The sequence below is a fragment of the Pseudocitrobacter sp. CD920760 genome, from assembly GCF_057782505.1.
In genome coordinates, this window is record NZ_CM173490.1 from 293,101 (window position 1) to 313,620 (window position 20,520).

Sequence of the window (20,520 nt, forward strand, 5' to 3'; positions counted from 1 at the left end):
TTCTGTTAGTGACGGGTTGTAACAAGGGAGAAGGCGATGGCAAACGTACAACTGCGAAATGTAACGAAAGCCTGGGGCGACGTGGTGGTATCGAAAGATATCAACCTGGATATCCAGGAAGGGGAGTTCGTGGTGTTTGTTGGGCCGTCGGGCTGTGGCAAATCTACACTGCTTCGCATGATCGCTGGGCTAGAGACTATCACCAGCGGCGACCTCTATATCGGGGAAACCCGGATGAACGAAATCCCGCCTGCGGAACGCGGTGTGGGCATGGTGTTCCAGTCCTATGCGCTGTATCCGCATCTCTCCGTCGCCGAGAACATGTCCTTCGGCCTGAAACTGGCGGGCGCGAAAAAAGAAGTGATTAACCAGCGGGTGAATCAGGTTGCCGAAGTATTACAGCTGGCGCACCTGTTAGAGCGCAAACCAAAAGCGCTTTCCGGTGGTCAGCGTCAGCGTGTGGCGATTGGCCGTACGCTGGTGGCGGAACCTAACGTGTTCCTGCTCGATGAACCGCTTTCCAACCTGGATGCCGCACTGCGTGTGCAGATGCGTATCGAAATTTCCCGCCTGCACAAACGCCTGGGCCGCACGATGATTTACGTCACCCACGATCAGGTTGAAGCGATGACGCTTGCCGACAAAATCGTGGTGCTGGATGCAGGCCGCGTCGCGCAGGTCGGCAAGCCGCTTGAACTCTATCACTACCCGGCCGACCGCTTCGTTGCGGGCTTTATTGGTTCGCCGAAGATGAACTTCCTGCCGGTAAAAGTCACGGCAACGGCAATTGATCAGGTGCAGGTTGAGCTGCCAAACCGTCAACAGGTCTGGCTGCCGGTAGAAAGTAACAATGTGCAGGTCGGCGCCAATATGTCGCTGGGTATTCGTCCTGAACATCTGCTGCCCAGCGACATCGCCGATGTCACCCTGGAAGGCGAAGTCCACGTTGTGGAACAGCTTGGTCACGAAACGCAAATTCATATCCAGATCCCCGCCATCCATCAGAACCTGGTCTATCGCCAGAATGATGTGGTGTTAGTAGAAGAGGGAGCCACATTCGCCATTGGTTTGCCACCAGAGCGCTGCCACCTGTTCCGTGAGGATGGCACCGCATGTCGTCGGTTGCATAAAGAGCCCGGCGTTTGATTCCCATAACAAAGGCACAAAACCCGGCTACAAGGGTTCGTGTTTCAAAGAAAAGCAATGATCTCAGGAGATAGAATGATGATTACTCTGCGCAAACTTCCACTGGCAGTCGCCGTTGCGGCAGGCGTTATGTCTGTTCAGGCGCTGGCAGTAGATTTCCACGGCTACGCTCGTTCCGGTATTGGCTGGACTGGCAGCGGCGGTGAACAACAGTGTTTCCAGGCAACAGGTGCACAAAGTAAATACCGTCTCGGTAACGAATGTGAAACCTATGCGGAACTGAAGCTGGGCCAGGAAGTCTGGAAAGAAGGTGATAAGAGTTTCTACTTTGACACCAACGTGGCGTACTCCGTTGCTCAACAGAATGACTGGGAAGGTACTGACCCGGCATTCCGTGAAGCTAACGTACAGGGTAAAAACCTGATTGAATGGCTGCCAGGTTCCACCATCTGGGCCGGTAAGCGCTTCTATCAACGTCATGACGTTCACATGATCGACTTCTACTACTGGGATATTTCTGGTCCTGGTGCCGGTATCGAAAACATCGACCTGGGCTTCGGTAAACTGTCTATGGCAGCCACCCGTTCTCAGGAAGCTGGCGGTTCTTCTACCTTCAGCAGCAACCATATTTATGACACAACTAAAGACACGGCAAACGACGTCTTCGACGTGCGTTTAGCAGGTCTGGAAACCAACCCGGACGGTGTGCTGGAACTGGGTGCGGACTACGGTCGTGCGAACACGACTGACGACTATCGTCTGGCCGATGGTGCATCGAAAGATGGCTGGATGTTCACTGCTGAACATACTCAGAGCATGCTGAAAGGCTACAACAAATTTGTTGTTCAGTACGCAACTGACGCAATGACCACCCAGGGCAAAGGTATTCCGCAGGGGTCTTACCACGATGCGGGTTCTGAGTTTGATAACCGCAACATCAACAACGACGGCAAAATGTGGCGCATCCTGGATCACGGTGCGATCTCTCTTGGCGACCGTTGGGACCTGATGTATGTCGGTATGTTCCAGAAAACCGATTTGGACAGCAATCTGGGTACCGATTGGTGGACCGTGGGTGTGCGCCCGATGTTCAAATGGACGCCGATCATGAGTACCTTGCTGGAAGTTGGCTACGACAACGTGAAATCTCAGGAAACGGGCGATCGCAACAGCCAGTACAAAATCACCCTGGCGCAACAGTGGCAGGCAGGCGACAGCATCTGGTCTCGTCCGGCTATCCGCGTCTTCGCAACCTACGCGAAGTGGGATGAAAAATGGGGTTACGTGAAAAACAGCAATGGCTCTACCAGCCGTTATGCAATGAGCGACTCCTCCGGTAACGGTCAGATGACTAACAGCCGCGGCGACGATGACGAATTCAGCTTCGGCGCACAGATGGAAATCTGGTGGTAATTGTCGTTTAACCCGATGTAATGCCTGAAAAGAGGGGCGCAAGCCCCTCTCTCTTTACGCGCAGCGCGCTATTGCCTGGCGAGCGCTGAGCTCTGTATCTGAGGTAATAACAATGAAAATGAAGAAAAGTCTCGTCGCCCTCGGCCTCTGCGCAGGTCTTATGGCAAGCGTACCGGCAGTCACCTTTGCCGATGTAAACTACGTGCCGCAGAACACCTCTGCCGCGCCAACTATTCCGACCGCAGCGTTACAGCAACTGACCTGGACGCCGGTGGATCAATCTAAAGTCCAGACCACCACGCTCTCCACGGCTGGCCAGAGCCTGAATGTGGCTGGCATCAGCGGCCCGGTTGCGGCCTACAGCGTGCCCGCCAACATTGGCGAACTCACGCTCACGCTGAGCAGTGAAGTCAACAAACAAACCAGCGTATTTGCGCCGAACGTCCTGATTCTGGATCAGAACATGACGCCATCAGCGTTCTTCCCGTCAAGCTACTTCACCTATCAGGAACCGGGCGTCATGAGCGCTGACCGTCTTGAAGGCGAAATGCGTCTGACACCTGCGCTGGGTCAGCAGAAACTGTATGTGCTGGTGTTTACCACCGAACAAGATCTGCAAAAAACCACCAAATTACTGGACCCGGCTAAGTCCTACGCCAAAGGTGTCGGTAACGCGATTCCGGATATCCCGGACCCGATTGCCCGTCATATCACTGATGGCACACTGAAGCTGAAAGTGAAAACTAATAGCACCTCCAGCGTTCTGGTTGGCCCGCTGTTTGGCTCTTCCGGCCCGGCACCGGTTACCGTCGGTAACACCGCAGCACCGACTTACGCCGCCCCTGCCGCTGTAGCCGCCGCACCTGCGCCAGCACCGGCGAAGAAAAGTGAACCGATGCTGAATGACACTGAATCTTACTTCAACAAAGCCATTAAACAGGCGGTTGCGAGTGGTGATGTAGATAAAGCGTTGAAACTGCTGGATGAAGCTGAGCGCCTCGGCTCCACCTCTGCGAGATCCACCTTTATCAGCTCTGTAAAAGGCAAGGGGTAATCATATCCCCACAGCGCTGATGTTTAGGCTATGCCTTTCGGTGCGCCCCCTGGGGCGCACTTTTTTTATCCTGCTCTTCATGCTGTTGCATAACTGTTGCGTCGATGATCGTATTTAGCCATTACTGCACTCCCGCCCGCCCCATTCTGCGATACAATAGCCGCACAATATGTACTGGAGAGTCAGGCATGACGCATCCCGCACTGACGCAACTGCGTGCGCTGAACTATTTTGACGCAATCCCCTCGCTCGACGCTGAACAACTCGACTGGCTGCTGCTGGAAGATTCCATGACCAAACGTTTCGAACAATATGGTGTGGTCAGCGTCACACTGATTGACGAAGGGTTTGTCACCCGCGATGCTATAGCGGAAGAGTTACCCTTGTTGCCCGACGAGCAACGCTACTGGCTACGAGAAATATTGCTGTGTGTGGACGGCGAACCCTGGCTTGCCGGGCGCACTGTGGTACCCGAATCGACGCTGAGCGGCCCGGAACTGGCGCTGCAACAGCTTGGCAAGACGCCGCTGGGTCGTTACCTGTTTACGTCTTCCATGCTCACGCGTGATTTTATTGAGATAGGTTGCCATGCAGACCTCTGGGGGCGTCGTTCCCGCCTTCGGTTGAGTGGGAAACCGCTGCTTCTGACCGAGCTGTTTCTGCCTGCATCGCCGTTGTACTAAGAGGAAGAGAAAATGGAGAGGAGTCTGACGCAGAATAAGCTGCTGGCCTTTCATCGCCTGATGCGCACCGACAAGCCGATTGGTGCGCTGCTGCTGCTGTGGCCGACCTTATGGGCGTTATGGGTTGCCGCGCCCGGCGTACCGCCGCTGTGGATTCTGGCGGTATTTGTCGCGGGCGTCTGGCTGATGCGTGCCGCCGGTTGTGTGGTGAATGACTATGCTGACCGCAAATTTGATGGTCATGTAAAACGCACCGCCAATCGCCCGTTACCGAGCGGTGCGGTGACGGAAAAAGAGGCTCGAACCCTGTTTGCCGTGCTGGTGCTGCTGTCGTTCCTGCTGGTGCTGACGCTCAACACCATGACTATTCTGCTTTCGGTCGCGGGGCTGGCGCTGGCGTGGGTTTATCCGTTTATGAAGCGCTATACCCATCTGCCGCAGGTGGTGCTGGGCGCGGCGTTCGGCTGGTCGATCCCCATGGCTTTTGCCGCCGTCAGTGAATCGCTGCCGTTGAGCTGCTGGTTGATGCTGCTGGCGAATATCCTGTGGGCGGTGGCGTACGACACGCAGTATGCGATGGTTGACCGCGACGATGACGTGAAAATCGGCGTGAAATCGACGGCGATTCTGTTTGGTCAGTATGACCGCTTAATTATCGGCATTTTGCAGGTGGGCGTGCTGGCATTAATGGCGGCGATTGGTTATCTGAACGGACTTAACTGGGAATTCTACTGGTCCATCTTGATTGCGGGCGCGCTGTTTGCGTACCAGCAGAAGCTGATCCAACACCGCGAACGCGCAGCCTGTTTCCAGGCGTTTATGAACAATAACTACGTTGGGCTGGTGTTGTTTATCGGTCTGGCGATGAGTTACTGGCACTTCTAAAAATGAAAAAGCCGGATTTTATCCGGCTTTTTTATGGCGGGGGCGCTGCGCTTGCCCGCCCTACAAGCTCCGTGCCGTAGGCCTGATAAGCGAAGCGCCATCAGGCGTCTTTCGGCGCCGGTTCTTCGTCCTGCGTCACACTCTCAATCGTCAAACGCACGTCCGGAGTGATGAGGTTCGCCATCATCTGGTAAACCTTCATCGTTTCTTCCGGCTCGGCGTCGCCGCTGTCGCTGATATAGCCTTCATCACGCAGCGTCAGCACCAGCGATGAGAACACCGCTTTGTCAAAGAACTCCGGCGAGTTAATACCGTGCAGCACCGACAGACGTTGCGCCACGGTACGGCTCTCTTTCTCCAGCGTACTACGGTTCATCGATGGGTTGGCGCTCAGCAGCCAGAACGTAATGGCATACCGTTGCAGCGTTTCACGCGCACCGGCGGCCAGCAGTTGCAGGGTGCGGGAGTGGGACGGATTAATATGCAGCTCATCGCCCTGACGGGTGATCAGCGCCTGGCGTTCCATCTCGTCAACCAGCGTATCAATCACCGACGCCAGCTCTGCTTTTTCCCAGCGCAGGAACAGCTCGGCCTTCAGCATCGGGTAGATCACCTCAACCATATTCTGCACATCCGCGCGCGAAACATGGCGATGCTGGGTCATGATGGTCGCCAGCAGCGACGGCATGATCAGCATATGGGCGATGTTGTTGCGGTAGTAAGTCATCAGCACCGCCTGCTCGCGCGGCAGAATGATGATATCGCCGATAGTGTCTTTCTCGACTTCGAACTTGTTCATCTGCAGCGCGTGGTCGATAAGCTCGCTGGCCGTCACGTTTGGCGTGGTGGCATCCGGCGAATACGGCGCATTGCGCAGCAGCGACAGGTAACAGTCCAACTGTTGAGTTAACTGCTCGCGGGTCAGAGAACGCTGACGAGACGCCAGCAGCGCGGTACAGCACAGGTTCATGGCGTTCGCCGCACCTGCGTTGTTAATGCGCACCATCAGTTCGGCGGCGATACCGTTCACCGTTGGCGTCAGCCAGGCCGGACGAATGGCTTCGATAGGATCGATAGATTCGCGCCACTCCGGTACGTGATGGTTCAGGTAGTTCATCAGCGGAATCGGCTCGCCGAAGTTCACATAGCCCTGGCCCAGGTTGCGCAGCTTGCTCAAGCCCTTGAGCATCTGCGGCAGGCTCTCTTTCTCTTTGGTCGCACCGCGCAGCTCTTTCGCGTACGTGCCCACTTCCATCACGTGCTCGTAACCGATGTAAATCGGCACCAGTGTGATAGGACGCGTACCGCCGCGCAGCATCGCCTGAATGGTCATCGACAGGGTGCCGGTTTTCGGGTCCAGCAAGCGGCCAGTACGGGAACGCCCGCCTTCCACAAAGTATTCAACGGAATAACCCCGGCTGAACAGCTCGCCGAGATATTCGCGGAACACGGTGGAGTAGAGTTTGTTGCCCTTAAAGGTACGGCGAATAAAGAACGCGCCCAGGCGACGGAAAATCGGGCCGGCTGGCCAGAAATTCAGGTTGATACCGGCAGCAATGTGCGGCGGCACCAGCCCCTGATGATAGAGCACGTAGGAGAGCAGCAGGTAGTCCATATGGCTACGGTGGCACGGCACATACACAATCTCGTGGCCGTCGTGCGCCAGCTGGCGAACGCGCTCGGCGTTGTGCACGTTGATACCCTGATAGAGACGGTTCCAGGTGAAGCCCAGAATGCGGTCCGTCAGGCGAATCATCTCGTAGGAGAAGTTGGCAGCAATCTCTTCCATCAGCGCGATGGCGTTTTGCTGTGCTTTTTCATGAGAGATTTTTTTGCTGCGCGCTTCATCTTCAACCGCTTTGGCAATCGCGCGCGAGGCGAGCAGCTTGTTGAAGAGATCCTGACGCGCTGGCAGGCGCGGGCCTACCGCGGCCAGACGCTGGCGGGCAAAGTGCATACGCGCCACGCGCGCCAGTTTTTGCGCGATAATTTTATCGGTACCGTGTTCATCGGCCATGCGGCGCAACGAGACGGACGGCGAGAAACGCACAAAGCTGTCGCGGCCGAGCCAGGAGACGGCGAAGAATTTCTGGATGCCGTTCAGCATGCGCAGCGGCGGGTTCACCTCGCCTTTCTCGCGCCCCGGACGACGACCAAACATCACCGACACCGGCACCATCTGCACGTCCAGATTCGGATTGCTGCGATGCAGATCGAGATAGTCGTGGAACAGCTTGATAGACTCTTCTTTCGGCGTGTAATAGGTGAACACGCGCGGGCCGCCATGGATAAACACATAGCGGGGCAGTAAGGTGCCGTCGATCTCCAGCGGCTCAAGCGGGTCTGGGAGATCGTGCGCCAGGCACTGGGCGCGCAAGGTCAGTAAGTCGGCCTTAGAGTTATAAGGCAGGACGTACATGATCGGGCGCGACGTATCGAGCCCCAATTCCTGGGCAGGCTCTGCCGGAATAGACTTGCTTTTTACCAGTATGCTTAATGGTAAATTCAGTAATTTGTAGTAAATTCGTGGCCAACCGGACATAAACGATGTAAAGCCTCTGGTTAATCATGCAAATGCGCGGCAAGAATATCAGAAAGTCAGCAGGATTTCTGTTCTACCGCCGATAACAGCTACTGTCATTGATGCGTATAACGCTAAAAGGTTCTATTTGATGGCCAATAATACCACTGGACTCACCCGAATTATCAAAGCGGCTGGTTATTCCTGGAAAGGTTTTCGCGCGGCGTGGGTAAACGAAGCCGCGTTCCGCCAGGAAGGGGTCGCCTCGGTTGTGGCCATTATCATCGCTTGCTGGCTGGACGTTGACGCCATTACCCGCGTCTTGCTGATAAGCTCCGTCCTTCTGGTGATGATAGTGGAAATTCTCAATAGTGCGCTGGAAGCGGTGGTTGACCGCATTGGTTCTGAATATCACGAACTCTCCGGGCGGGCGAAAGATATGGGTTCTGCGGCGGTATTGCTGGCGATTTTCGTCGCGGTGATGACCTGGGGCGTGCTGCTGTGGTCGCATTTCCACTGAGCCTCGCATAATCTGCGAAAACTCCTGTATTTTGTGTGTTTTGCGGTTCCAAAATAGCCGTTAACTGTATATACTCACAGCATAACTGTATATACACCCAGGGGGCGGAATGAAAGCGTTAACGACCAGGCAGCAAGAGGTGTTTGATCTCATCCGGGATCACATCAGCCAAACGGGCATGCCGCCAACGCGTGCGGAAATTGCTCAGCGCCTGGGGTTCCGTTCCCCGAATGCGGCGGAAGAGCATCTGAAAGCACTGGCGCGTAAAGGCGTCATTGAAATTGTTTCGGGCGCCTCGCGCGGCATTCGTCTGCTGGTGGAAGAAGAAACCGGCCTGCCGCTGATTGGCCGCGTTGCCGCCGGTGAGCCGCTGCTGGCACAGCAGCACATTGAAGGTCACTATCAGGTCGATCCTTCACTGTTCAAACCAAACGCTGACTTCCTGCTGCGGGTTAGCGGCATGTCGATGAAAGATATCGGCATTATGGACGGCGACCTGCTCGCGGTGCACAAAACCCAGGACGTGCGTAACGGTCAGGTGGTTGTTGCGCGTATCGACGAAGAAGTGACGGTAAAACGCCTGAAAAAACAGGGCAACGTCGTTGAACTGTTGCCGGAAAACAGCGAGTTTTCCCCGATTGTCGTCGATCTTCGCCGTCAGAACTTCTCCATTGAAGGGCTGGCCGTTGGCGTGATCCGCAACGGCGAATGGCTGTAATCCTCTCCCGATAACAACGGCGCATCATGCGCCGTTGTTCGTTCTCTTTTCTGTTCAGGTTCCTAACCATGTCGCTCTTCACGGCTGCCGACAAGGCATTATGGCGTCTCGCCCTCCCCATGATTTTCTCCAATATCACGGTTCCCTTACTGGGGCTGGTGGATACGGCGGTGATTGGTCATCTGGATAGCGCGGTCTATCTCGGCGGCGTGGCGATTGGCGCAACGGCAACCAGCTTCCTGTTTATGCTGCTGCTCTTTTTACGTATGAGTACCACCGGCTTAACTGCGCAGGCCTTCGGCGCGAAAGATCCCCTTCGGCTTGCCCGTGCGCTGGTGCAACCGCTGCTGCTGGCGCTGGGGGCAGGGTTACTTATCGTACTGTTCAAAGGTCCGCTGATTAATCTGGCGCTCACCGTTGTCGGCGGCAGCGATGCGGTGCTGGAGCAGGCGCGGCGCTTCCTTGAAATTCGCTGGTTAAGCGCGCCCGCCTCGCTGGCCAACCTGGTGTTGCTGGGCTGGTTGCTCGGCGTTCAGTACGCGCGTGCACCGGTAATTTTGCTGATCGTCGGCAACGTCCTGAACATCGTTCTCGATCTGTGGCTGGTGATGGGCCTGCATATGAACGTGCAGGGGGCGGCGCTGGCGACGGTGATTGCCGAATATGCCACGATGTTAATTGGCCTGCTGATGGCGCGTAAGGTGCTGGTGCTACGCGGTATTACATCTGAAATGCTGAAGACGGCCTGGCGCGGAAATATGCGCAGCCTGCTGGCGCTCAATCGCGACATTATGCTGCGCTCGTTACTGCTTCAGCTCTGCTTTGGCGCATTAACCGTATTTGGCGCGCGGCTGGGCAGCGATGTGGTGGCGGTCAATGCGGTACTGATGACCATGCTTACCTTCACCGCCTATGCGCTGGATGGCTTTGCCTATGCTGTGGAAGCGCACTCCGGGCAGGCTTATGGCGCGCGTGATGATAGCCAGTTACAGCAGGTCTGGCGCGCGGCCTGCCGACAGGCAGGCATTGTGGCGCTGGCGTTTGCGCTGGTGTACGCCCTGGCAGGTAGCCATATCGTGGCAATGTTGACGTCACTGCCGTCGTTGCAGCAGCTTGCCGATCGCTATGTGCTCTGGCAGGCAGTCTTGCCGGTAATCGGTGTCTGGTGTTATCTGCTGGATGGCATGTTTATTGGTGCGACACGGGGTGCGGAAATGCGTAACAGCATGGCCGTGGCTGCCGCCGGGTTCGCCTTAACGCTGCTGACGGTGCCGGTATTAGGCAACCATGGTTTATGGCTGGCACTGGCGGTATTCCTTGCGCTGCGTGGCCTGTCGCTGGCGGTTATCTGGCGTCGTCACTGGGAAAAAGGCACCTGGTTTTCGCCGCAGACATAACGGCGTGGATGGTTAAAGATTCTGAATAGTGAATCGTCAGCGATATCCTCTTCTACACTTATTATCACGTTCAGCAGAAATGAACGCCGAAGGACGAAGTGATATCTCATCCATGATCGAATGATAAGGAGCTGATGATGAACAAAGACGAACTCAGCGGTAACTGGAAACAGTTCAAAGGTAAAGCGAAAGAGAAATGGGGCAAACTGACCGACGATGACATGACCGTTATCGAAGGTAAACGCGATCAGCTGGTCGGTAAAATCCAGGAACGTTATGGATATGCCAAAGATCAGGCTGAGAAAGAAGTCAGCGATTGGGAAACCCGTAATGATTACCGTTGGTAATCTCGCTGATGCGTAACGCTTAACTCCCCTCAATAAGCGTTTCTACCCGCTGGTACAAGGATGTGCCAACCCTCGAATTACCGTGCCTTTTTCTTGATCTGAATGGTGTGGTCGTGGTGGCAATGCCCGTGTGAACTGCATGCCTCTACTTCCACACATTCTGCGCACAGACCGTGTGCTTCAATCACATTATGGCGTAACGCAAAGCCCATTCGTGCCGCGACCATATGCATAATATCTTCCACGCCTTCCGCACACTCTTCCTTCACCACGCCGCAGCGATCGCAGATAAACATCGCCGATGTATGCGTAGGTTGATCAAAAAGATGGCACAGCACATAGCTGTTGGTGGATTCCACCTTATGCACAAACCCTTGCTCGAGTAAGAATTCCAGCGCGCGATAAACGGTAGGCGGCTTAGCCTGCGGCTCTTTCACGCGTAATAGATCGAGAAGATCGTACGCGCTGATGGCACCCTGTTGCAGGCTCAACAGACGTAGCACTTCCAGACGCTGTGGAGTCAGGCGCACGCCGCGCTGCGCACACAGCTTTTCAGCCTGCGCCAACATATCTTGCGAAGTGGTCTTATCCATTTTGCGTCCTCGCGCTACGGGGGAAATAGACCTCTACTTTACCATGTTATGGCAAAAACACCGAGTGCCTGAATAATCGCCAACCTGAGGTAAATCCTAAACATCGCCATTTCTTGCCGACAACGCGAGAAAAGCTGGGAAGCGCTTTTGACCTCATCTATAAATAAAGCTGACGTTAATCATAATTATAAATTGCCAATAATCCTGACATATCCTGTGTTTTTTCCTCTTAATTCAACGCATTCACAGCAATAGTTCACCCTTATGCTTCATGGGTATGGGGCGTATTCACCTGCAAATGAACGGAATAACTGTGAAAAAAAACATTAGAAACACGATTCTCCCGCTTACGGCATCTTTGTTTATGGCAAATCAGGCGCATGCCGCCAACACCTGGTCAGAAGCGCGAAATGATGCGATGGGGGGCACCGGCGTGGCGTCGGCAAATTACGGGAGCGGCGTGCTGATTAACCCCGCGCTGTTGGCGAAAGCCAAACCGGACGATGACATTACGGTGATTCTTCCTGCCGTGGGTGCGCAAATTACCGATAAAGACAATCTTCAGGATGAAATCGACGAGATTAATGACAAAGTTAATAACTATCGCGGCGTACTTAATGACCTAACTTTGCAGGATATTCTGCTCGACCCACAGGGTACGTTAGGGCAGTTTCAGGGCGCGGCAGGCGATCTGGCCAGCGAGCTGGATTATCTGAAGGGCAAAACCGCGCGCGCCAGCGGAGGGGCAGGGATTGCCGTCAGCATTCCAAACGACGTGCTGTCGGTGGCGTTTGTCACCAAAGCCTATGCCCATGGGCGGGTGAGTTCCGCTATCGATCAAGGTGATATTGATTACCTGAGAGGAATTGAAGGCAGCCAGACGACGGCGATTACTGAGGCCGGAAAAGCCGTGGTGGGGGGCTCGGATGAAATCACCAAACACCTTAATTCAACAGCTTCAGGGCGCGTGGCGATTGTCTCTGACTACGGCGTCGCGGTGGCGCGGCAATTTGAGCTGGGCGATGTGCCCGTTTCGGTCGGCATCACGCCAAAGCTGCAAAAAACCTGGCTCTATAACTACACCACCTCTATCTACAACTATGACAGCAGTGACTGGAACAGCAGCCGCTACCGCAACGATGATACCGGCTTTAACGTCGATGCCGGTATTGCGGCTGACTTTGGCGAGAACTGGACGGTGGGCGTGAGCGGGCAAAACCTGATCTCCCGGGATATCGACACCAAAGATGTCTTTATCACCAATGGTGAAACGGGCGTGACGACCAACTATAAAGACACCTACCAGATCCGCCCGCTGGTGACCGCTGGGGTGGCGTGGCATAACGATTTGGTGACGGTGAGTGCCGATGGCGATTTGACCGAAACAAAAGGGTTTAAAAGCGAGGATAACTCGCAGTATGTTGGCGTCGGGGCGGAAGTTCGCCCACTCGACTGGCTCGCCGTGCGCGCTGGTTATCGTGCGGACGTGAAGAATAATGACAGTAATGTCTTCACCGGCGGTGTGGGTTTCGCGCCGTTTAACCGCGTGCATGTCGACCTGATGGGGCTGGTTGGTGAAGATGAAACCTGGGGGGCTGGCGCGCAGTTAAGCGTCACGTTCTGAGCCTTTTGCCGGATGCGCTACGCTTATCCGGCCTACCCGGTAGATGCCCCCGTAGGCCCGGCAAGCGCAGCGCCTCGGGCAGCCAGCCGCACCTTAGCCACCGTAGGCCCGGCAAGCTCAGCGCCCCGGGCGATTCACCGCGCCCACCGCCGATACACCATCGCAACCTTGCCTCACCGCTTTTGCTTTGTGCTATAGTAGCGCCCCTTTTTCAGAATGCTTAATAAATCGCCATGCCAGAATCTTCGTCCACCGTTTTCCCTGCACACCGTTTTTCCATCGCGCCGATGCTCGACTGGACCGACAGACACTGCCGCTATTTCCTGCGCCAGTTGTCGCGCCACACGCTGCTGTACACGGAAATGGTCACCACTGGAGCGATTATTCACGGTAAGGGCGACTACCTGGCCTACAGCGAAGAAGAGCACCCGGTCGCATTGCAGCTTGGCGGTAGCGATCCGGCGGCGCTGGCGCAGTGCGCGAAACTGGCAGAAGAGCGTGGTTATGACGAGATTAACCTCAACGTCGGCTGCCCGTCCGATCGCGTACAGAACGGGATGTTCGGCGCCTGTCTGATGGGCAATGCCCAACTGGTCGCCGACTGCGTGAAAGCGATGCGCGATGTGGTATCCATTCCTGTGACGGTGAAAACGCGTATTGGCATCGATGACCAGGATAGCTACGAATTCCTCTGCGACTTTATCAATACGGTGGCCGGACGCGGCGAGTGCGAGATGTTCATCATCCATGCGCGCAAAGCCTGGCTTTCTGGTCTCAGCCCAAAAGAGAACCGTGAGATCCCGCCGCTGGACTATCCGCGCGTGTATCAACTGAAGCGTGACTTCCCGCACCTCACAATGTCGATCAACGGCGGCATTAAATCGCTGGAAGAGGCGAAAACCCATCTGGAACATATGGATGGCGTCATGGTCGGGCGCGAGGCGTACCAGAACCCCGGTATTCTGGCGACGGTCGATCGCGAAATCTTTGGTATCGAAGGTGCGGATGCGGACCCGGTTGCGGTGGTGCGCGCGATGTACCCCTACATCGAACGTGAACTGAGTAACGGCACCTATCTGGGCCACGTGACGCGTCATATGCTGGGTCTGTTCCAGGGCATTCCGGGCGCGCGCCAGTGGCGTCGCTACCTGAGTGAGAACGCCCACAAAGCCGGAGCGGATATCAACGTGCTGGAGCACGCACTGAAGCTGGTTGCCGATAAGCGTTAAAATTTCACTAAAAACTGGTCAAATTCACCACGCCCGGCACGTAGTTGTCGGGCGTTTTTATTGAATATCAATAAGTTAATTTTGGCATGATTCTTGTAATAGCACAGACAGAGAATGACGATATCTTTGGGAGAGAGCCATGTTTGAGCTACTGTTTGTGATTGGATTTTTTGTGATGCTGCTGGTAACGGGCGTTTCACTACTGGGCATTATTGCCGCGCTTTTTGTCGCCACGGCGCTAATGTTTGTCGGCGGCTTATTCGCGCTGATGTTTAAATTACTGCCCTGGTTACTGCTGGCGATTGCCGTGGTATGGGTGATTCGGGCGATTAAAACACCAAAGATCCCCGAGTATCGGAGTAATAACCGTTGGCGTTACTAAGGTATTGAGGGGTTCGTCACACAATAGAAATTTTGCATAAAACTGCATAGGTTTCGCGTAATAAATCTGTCACTATTGCGCCGTTAACGAATTCATCGAGCTGTACCCTACATACAGCCGAACTAAAAAAAGTAAGGGCTTCCCATGTGGAAGCCCTAAGCTTTTCTAGGGGATTAACAGGCTCGAACCCTGTGTCGCCCGGCTCTCAAGAACCTCGTGCGCATGCTTCGCATCCGACAGCGCAAACTTCTGTTTCTCTGCCACATCCACTTTAATCACACCGCTGGCAATCAACGAGAACAGCTCATTGCTCGCTTCCTGCAACTCTTCGCGCGTTGTCACGTAGCCGTACAGGGAAGGGCGGGTCACGTATAACGAACCTTTCTGGTTGAGAATTCCCAGGTTCACACCCGTGACTGGCCCGGAGGAGTTGCCGAAGCTCACCATCAACCCGCGACGTTGCAGGCAATCCAGCGACGCTTCCCAGGTATCTTTCCCGACCGAGTCATACACCACGCGCACTTTCTTACCGCCGGTAATCTCCTTCACACGTTCGACGATATTCTCATCGCGATAGTTAATCACCTGCCACGCACCGGCCTCCAGCGCACGTTTGCCCTTCTCCGCGCTGCCGACGGTACCGATAAGTTTCGCGCCCAGCGCTTTCGCCCACTGGCAGGCAATCAGCCCTACGCCGCCCGCTGCGGCATGGAACAGGAACGGCTCGTCCGGTTGGATTTCATAGGTTTTGCGCAGCAGGTAAAACACCGTCAGTCCTTTCAGGAACGACGCCGCCGCCTGCTCAAAAGTGATGGCATCTGGCAAAATCGCCACCTTATCTTCCGCCACGTTATGCACTGCGCTATAGGCACCCAGCGCAGACTGCGCGTAAACCACCCGATCGCCGATGTTAACGTGTTTCACGTCTTTACCGATTTTCGTCACCACGCCCGCCGCTTCGGTACCCAGGCTGCTTGGCAGCGACGGTGGTGGATAAAGCCCGCTGCGGATGTAGGTATCGATATAGTTAATACCGATAGCCTTGTTCTCGACCTGCACTTCGTGGCTCGCCGGATCGGCGGGGGTGAAGTCTACGGCCTTGAGTACTTCGGGGCCGCCATGCTTGTCAAATTCGATGCGTGTTGCCATGCTTCCTCCTGAACAATGTGGTAATCTTTCGACCCAATCTTTATCTCGGTAACTCCATTCACTATGGCAGCAAATAAACCCTTCAACAAACAACAGACTGAAGCTCGTGAGCGTGATCCTCAGGTCGCCGGGCTGAAAGTGCCGCCGCACTCGATTGAAGCGGAACAGTCGGTGTTGGGCGGTTTGATGCTGGATAACGAACGCTGGGACGACGTCGCCGAGCGTGTTGTCTCTGATGATTTTTATACCCGTCCGCACCGCCATATCTTTACTGAAATGGGGCGCTTACAGGAAACTGGCAGCCCGATCGACCTGATTACGCTCGCGGAATCGCTGGAGCGTCAGGGGCAGCTTGATAGCGTTGGCGGTTTTGCTTATCTGGCGGAGTTGTCAAAAAATACGCCAAGTGCCGCGAATATCAGCGCCTACGCCGATATCGTGCGCGAACGTGCCGTTGTCCGTGAGATGATTTCGGTGGCGAATGAAATCGCCGAAGCCGGGTTTGATCCTCAGGGTCGCACCAGCGAAGACTTGCTCGATCTCGCGGAATCCCGCGTGTTTAAAATTGCGGAAAGCCGCGCCAATAAAGATGAAGGCCCGAAAAATATTGCCGATGTGCTGGATGCCACCGTCGCGCGTATCGAGCAACTTTTCCAGCAGCCGCACGATGGTGTGACGGGTGTAAACACAGGTTATGACGATCTCAATAAAAAAACCGCGGGGCTGCAACCGTCGGATTTGATTATCGTCGCCGCGCGTCCGTCGATGGGTAAAACGACATTTGCAATGAACCTCGTCGAAAATGCGGCGATGTTGCAGGATAAGCCGGTGTTGATCTTCTCGCTGGAGATGCCATCGGAACAGATTATGATGCGTTCACTGGCGTCACTGTCGCGCGTCGATCAAACCAAAATCCGTACCGGTCAGTTGGATGATGAAGACTGGGCGCGAATTTCCGGCACCATGGGCATTCTGCTTGAGAAGCGTAACATCTACATCGATGACTCCTCCGGCCTGACGCCGACGGAAGTGCGCTCCCGCGCGCGTCGTATTGCCCGCGAACATGATGGCATTGGCCTTATCATGATCGACTACCTTCAGCTGATGCGCGTGCCGTCGCTCTCCGACAACCGTACGCTGGAAATCGCGGAAATCTCCCGCTCACTCAAAGCGTTAGCAAAAGAATTACATGTGCCTGTGGTGGCGCTGTCGCAGCTTAACCGTTCACTGGAACAACGAGCCGATAAACGCCCGGTCAACTCCGACCTGCGTGAATCCGGCTCAATCGAACAGGATGCCGACTTAATCATGTTTATCTACCGTGATGAGGTTTATCACGAAAACAGTGACTTAAAAGGTATCGCCGAGATTATTATCGGTAAGCAGCGTAACGGTCCGATCGGTACCGTGCGTCTTACCTTTAACGGGCAATGGTCGCGTTTCGATAACTACGCGGGCCCGCAGTACGACGACGAATAACAAGATTGATTCAGGTAACTCAAGCAAACACTTTTCAAGGAACACAAATGCAAGCGGCAACTGTAGTGATTAACCGCCGCGCTCTGCGACACAATCTGCAACGTCTGCGTGAACTGGCGCCCGCCAGCAAACTGGTTGCGGTGGTGAAAGCGAACGCCTACGGACACGGTCTTCTGGAGACCGCGCGAACGCTCCCCGATGCCGACGCCTTTGGCGTCGCACGTCTGGAAGAGGCCCTGCGGTTGCGCGAGGGCGGCATTACGCAACCCATCTTACTGCTGGAAGGCTTCTTTAACGCCACCGATCTGCCGCTTATCGCTGAACAGCAACTGCATACCGCTGTGCATAATATGGAACAGCTGGAAGCGCTGGAAACCGCGCAGCTCAGCCGCCCGGTAACGGTGTGGATGAAGCTCGACACCGGTATGCATCGGCTGGGTATTCGCCCCGAAGAAGCGGATGCGTTTTACCAGCGTCTGAGCCAGTGTAAAAATGTCAGTCAGCCGGTCAACATCGTCAGCCACTTTGCGCGTGCCGATGAACCCGAGTGCGGCGCGACGGAAAAACAGCTCGATATCTTCAACACTTTCTGTGAAGGCAAGCCGGGGAAACGCTCTATCGCAGCGTCTGGCGGCATTTTGCTGTGGCCACAGTCGCATTTCGACTGGGCGCGTCCGGGCATCATTCTCTATGGCGTATCGCCGCTGGAACAAAAGCCCTGGGGGCCGGATTTCGGCTTCCAGCCGGTGATGTCGCTGACCTCCAGCCTGATTGCCGTGCGCGAGCATAAAGCCGGTGAGCCGGTCGGCTACGGCGGTACCTGGGTCAGCGAGCGTGATACGCGGCTGGGCGTGGTGGCGATGGGCTATGGCGACGGCTATCCGCGCGCTGCGCCGTCCGGCACCCCGGTGCTGGTTAATGGCCGTGAAGTGCCGATTGTCGGCCGCGTGGCGATGGATATGATTTGCGTTGACCTGGGGCCAGAAGCGCAGGATAAAGCGGGCGATCCGGTGGTGATGTGGGGCGAAGGGCTGCCCGTTGAACGCATCGCGGAAATCACAAAAGTGAGTGCTTACGAACTTATCACGCGTCTGACGTCGCGCGTGGCGATGAAGTATATTGATTGATTGTGCGGTTTGGCGTGGTGCCGGGTGGCGGCTGCGCCTTACCCGGCCTACTATTTGATAACATCCGGCGACAACATCCTCTCGACCTTCTCCCGCTTCCGGTTTATTGTGTAATTACCTGCCTTCTGTAAACCTGGAGAACCACCTCGTGTTTCAAAAAGTTGACGCCTACGCTGGCGACCCTATTCTTTCGCTGATGGAGCGTTTCAAAGACGATCCGCGCAGCGATAAAGTGAACCTCAGTATCGGTCTGTACTACAACGAAGAGGGCATCATCCCCCAGCTTCAGGCCGTTGCTGATGCGGAGAAGCGCCTTGCCGCCGAGCCGCATAGCGCCTCGCTTTACCTACCAATGGAAGGGCTGAACAGCTACCGTCAGGCCATTGCGCCGCTACTGTTTGGTGCCGACCACCCGGTGCTGGCGCAGAAACGCGTCGCCACCATTCAGACGCTGGGCGGTTCCGGTGCGCTGAAAGTGGGGGCGGATTTCCTCAAACGTTACTTCCCGGATTCCGGCGTCTGGGTCAGCGATCCGACCTGGGAAAACCACGTCGCTATCTTTGAAGGCGCGGGCTTTACGGTCAAAACCTATCCGTGGTTTGACGGTGAGACCAATGGCGTGCGTTTTGACGCGCTGCTGGAAACCCTCAACACGTTGCCTGCGCAAAGCATCGTGCTGCTGCATCCGTGCTGCCACAACCCAACCGGCGCGGACCTGACGAACAGTCAGTGGGATGCGGTGACGGAGGTGCTGAAGGCGCGTAACCTGATCCCGTTCCTTGATATCGCCTATCAGGGCTTTGGCGGCGGCATGGAGCAGGATGCCTATGCCATCCGTACGATTGCGGCGGCGGGCTTACCGGTGCTGGTGAGTAACTCATTTTCAAAAATTTTCTCGTTGTACGGTGAGCGTATCGGCGGCTTGTCCGTGGTCTGCGAAGATGCTGATGCGGCAGGGCGCGTGCTGGGCCAGTTGAAGGCGACGGTACGTCGTAACTACTCCAGCCCGCCGACGACCGGTGCGCAGCTTGTGTCTACCGTGTTGAACGACGACGTGCTGAAGGCCTCGTGGCTGGCGGAAGTGGAAGCCATGCGCGCGCGTATTCTGGACATGCGTCAGGCGCTGGTGAACGTACTGAAAGAAGCCATGCCGGACGGGAATTTCGATTACCTCCTCAAGCAACGCGGTATGTTCAGCTATACCGGCCTGAGCGCGGCACAGGTTGATCGCCTGCGTGATGAGTTTGGCGTCTACCTGATTGCCAGCGGTCGTATGTGCGTTGCCGGGCTGAATTCGCGTAACGTGCACCGTGTCGCGCAGGCATTTGCGGCGGTAATGTAAGCGAGTACTTACTCTTCATGCGGCATTGCTGCCGCATGAAGAGTCCCGCCACGCAAAAGTGTGATCCCTTATCCTTTTTCCAGGATAAATCCTGGAAAATCCTTCCCTTCACACCCTGTAACCGTTAAGGTCTTTCTAATTTTTTGAAGTATCACTCACTTTAAAACAAAAACAAGACGACGATTTAGGGAAAACTATGCGCAAGATCACACAGGCGCTGAGCGCCGTTTGTTTGTTGTTCGCGTTAAATAACACGGTTACCGCTCACGCTTCATCACCATCTCCGCTCTATCCGGGTACGGATGTCGCTAAACTGGCCGAACAGGCACCCATCCACTGGGTATCAGTGGCGCAAATTGAAAACAGCCTGATGAATCATCCACCGATGGCGGTGGGTTTTGATATCGACGATACGGTGCTGTTTTCCAGCCCCGGCTTCTGGCGCGGGCAGAAAACCTGGTCTCCGGGCAGCGAAGAGTATCTGAAGAATCCTGCATTCTGGGAAAAAATGAACAACGGCTGGGATGAGTTCAGCATTCCGAAAGAAGTGGCCCGTTCACTGATTGCGATGCACGTGAAGCGCGGCGACAGCATCTATTTCGTTACCGGGCGTAGCGAAACCAAAACCGAAACGGTCTCCAAAACGTTGCAGGACTATTTCCTGATCCCGGCGACCAGCATGAATCCGGTCATTTTTGCCGGTGACAAACCGGGCCAGAATACCAAAACACAGTGGCTGAAAGAGAAGGGCGTGAAGGTCTTCTACGGCGATTCGGATAACGATATCTCGGCGGCGCGTGAAGCCGGTGCCCGTGGTATCCGCGTGCTGCGCGCCTCAAACTCCACGTATCGACCGCTGCCGCAGGCGGGCAAGTACAATGAAGAAGTGATTGTTAATTCTGAGTACTAAA

General features: G+C 55.3%; 19 protein-coding genes. 16 read left to right on the forward strand and 3 right to left on the reverse strand.

All coding sequences use genetic code 11. The features are described 5' to 3' along the window. Positions 1-36: 36 nt before the first annotated feature. From malK to ubiA, 5 genes are all read left to right on the forward strand, one after another. Positions 37-1,146, forward strand: a complete 1,110-nt coding sequence (gene malK, locus AC1MKH_RS01350; protein WP_015966337.1) for a maltose/maltodextrin ABC transporter ATP-binding protein MalK — start codon at positions 37-39, stop codon at positions 1,144-1,146. A gap of 75 nt (positions 1,147-1,221) precedes the next feature. Continuing rightward, complete coding sequence (locus AC1MKH_RS01355; protein ID WP_276222166.1) at positions 1,222-2,559, forward strand: maltoporin; 1,338 nt, start codon at positions 1,222-1,224, stop codon at positions 2,557-2,559. 112 nt (positions 2,560-2,671) lie between these two features. After that, the gene (gene malM, locus AC1MKH_RS01360) at positions 2,672-3,613 is read left to right on the forward strand and encodes a maltose operon protein MalM (RefSeq protein ID WP_276222164.1); all 942 of its coding nucleotides are present in this window, start codon (positions 2,672-2,674) and stop codon (positions 3,611-3,613) included. A gap of 188 nt (positions 3,614-3,801) precedes the next feature. Continuing rightward, a complete protein-coding gene (ubiC, locus tag AC1MKH_RS01365) occupies positions 3,802-4,296 on the forward strand; it encodes a chorismate lyase (protein ID WP_108476005.1) in 495 nt (164 codons plus the stop codon). A gap of 12 nt (positions 4,297-4,308) precedes the next feature. Continuing rightward, positions 4,309-5,181 (forward strand): 4-hydroxybenzoate octaprenyltransferase, encoded by an 873-nt coding sequence (gene ubiA, locus AC1MKH_RS01370; protein ID WP_276222162.1) that lies wholly within the window; start codon positions 4,309-4,311, stop codon positions 5,179-5,181. 100 nt (positions 5,182-5,281) lie between these two features. On the opposite strand, the gene plsB is transcribed toward ubiA, so the two are convergent. Continuing rightward, positions 5,282-7,723, reverse strand: coding sequence for a glycerol-3-phosphate 1-O-acyltransferase PlsB (gene plsB / locus AC1MKH_RS01375; protein WP_276222160.1), 2,442 nt, complete (start codon positions 7,721-7,723; stop codon positions 5,282-5,284). A gap of 130 nt (positions 7,724-7,853) precedes the next feature. Here plsB and AC1MKH_RS01380 point away from each other — a divergent pair, with 130 nt between their 5' ends. The 4 genes from AC1MKH_RS01380 to AC1MKH_RS01395 all read left to right on the forward strand — a co-directional run bounded on the left by AC1MKH_RS01380 (position 7,854) and on the right by AC1MKH_RS01395 (position 10,684). Next, positions 7,854-8,222 (forward strand): diacylglycerol kinase, encoded by a 369-nt coding sequence (locus tag AC1MKH_RS01380; RefSeq protein ID WP_276222158.1) that lies wholly within the window; start codon positions 7,854-7,856, stop codon positions 8,220-8,222. 109 nt (positions 8,223-8,331) lie between these two features. Then, positions 8,332-8,940: a transcriptional repressor LexA gene (lexA, locus tag AC1MKH_RS01385; RefSeq protein WP_276222156.1), complete on the forward strand. Its 609-nt coding sequence runs from the start codon at positions 8,332-8,334 to the stop codon at positions 8,938-8,940. 68 nt (positions 8,941-9,008) lie between these two features. Beyond that, positions 9,009-10,337 (forward strand): MATE family efflux transporter DinF, encoded by a 1,329-nt coding sequence (dinF, locus tag AC1MKH_RS01390; protein ID WP_276222155.1) that lies wholly within the window; start codon positions 9,009-9,011, stop codon positions 10,335-10,337. Positions 10,338-10,474: 137 nt separating this feature from the next. Continuing rightward, positions 10,475-10,684 (forward strand): CsbD family protein, encoded by a 210-nt coding sequence (locus tag AC1MKH_RS01395; RefSeq protein WP_276222241.1) that lies wholly within the window; start codon positions 10,475-10,477, stop codon positions 10,682-10,684. Between the two features lie 77 nt (positions 10,685-10,761). On the opposite strand, the gene zur is transcribed toward AC1MKH_RS01395, so the two are convergent. Next, positions 10,762-11,277 (reverse strand): zinc uptake transcriptional repressor Zur, encoded by a 516-nt coding sequence (gene zur / locus AC1MKH_RS01400; protein WP_276222153.1) that lies wholly within the window; start codon positions 11,275-11,277, stop codon positions 10,762-10,764. A gap of 298 nt (positions 11,278-11,575) precedes the next feature. Between zur and AC1MKH_RS01405 the strand changes: the two genes are divergently transcribed. The 3 genes from AC1MKH_RS01405 (at position 11,576) to pspG (ending at position 14,512) form a co-directional block, all read left to right on the forward strand. Next, positions 11,576-12,901: a conjugal transfer protein TraF gene (locus tag AC1MKH_RS01405; RefSeq protein ID WP_442961934.1), complete on the forward strand. Its 1,326-nt coding sequence runs from the start codon at positions 11,576-11,578 to the stop codon at positions 12,899-12,901. Positions 12,902-13,134: 233 nt separating this feature from the next. Next, positions 13,135-14,130 carry a tRNA dihydrouridine(20/20a) synthase DusA gene (gene dusA / locus AC1MKH_RS01410; protein WP_276222149.1) on the forward strand — a complete coding sequence of 332 codons (996 nt, stop codon included), beginning with the start codon at positions 13,135-13,137 and terminating at the stop codon, positions 14,128-14,130. Between the two features lie 139 nt (positions 14,131-14,269). Then, positions 14,270-14,512 carry an envelope stress response protein PspG gene (gene pspG, locus AC1MKH_RS01415; RefSeq protein WP_149461781.1) on the forward strand — a complete coding sequence of 81 codons (243 nt, stop codon included), beginning with the start codon at positions 14,270-14,272 and terminating at the stop codon, positions 14,510-14,512. Positions 14,513-14,677: 165 nt separating this feature from the next. Here pspG and AC1MKH_RS01420 read toward each other — a convergent pair whose 3' ends face one another. Next, positions 14,678-15,661, reverse strand: a complete 984-nt coding sequence (locus AC1MKH_RS01420) for a quinone oxidoreductase (RefSeq protein ID WP_276222146.1) — start codon at positions 15,659-15,661, stop codon at positions 14,678-14,680. 63 nt (positions 15,662-15,724) lie between these two features. Here AC1MKH_RS01420 and dnaB point away from each other — a divergent pair, with 63 nt between their 5' ends. The 4 genes from dnaB to aphA all read left to right on the forward strand — a co-directional run bounded on the left by dnaB (position 15,725) and on the right by aphA (position 20,519). After that, the gene (gene dnaB, locus AC1MKH_RS01425; RefSeq protein ID WP_041686336.1) at positions 15,725-17,140 is read left to right on the forward strand and encodes a replicative DNA helicase; all 1,416 of its coding nucleotides are present in this window, start codon (positions 15,725-15,727) and stop codon (positions 17,138-17,140) included. A gap of 47 nt (positions 17,141-17,187) precedes the next feature. Then, on the forward strand, positions 17,188-18,267 hold the full coding sequence (gene alr, locus AC1MKH_RS01430) for an alanine racemase (RefSeq protein WP_276222143.1): 1,080 nt from the start codon (positions 17,188-17,190) through the stop codon (positions 18,265-18,267). Positions 18,268-18,415: 148 nt separating this feature from the next. Continuing rightward, positions 18,416-19,609 carry an aromatic amino acid transaminase gene (gene tyrB / locus AC1MKH_RS01435; RefSeq protein ID WP_276222141.1) on the forward strand — a complete coding sequence of 398 codons (1,194 nt, stop codon included), beginning with the start codon at positions 18,416-18,418 and terminating at the stop codon, positions 19,607-19,609. Between the two features lie 196 nt (positions 19,610-19,805). Then, a complete protein-coding gene (aphA, locus tag AC1MKH_RS01440; protein ID WP_276222139.1) occupies positions 19,806-20,519 on the forward strand; it encodes an acid phosphatase AphA in 714 nt (237 codons plus the stop codon). Position 20,520: the final 1 nt, after the last annotated feature.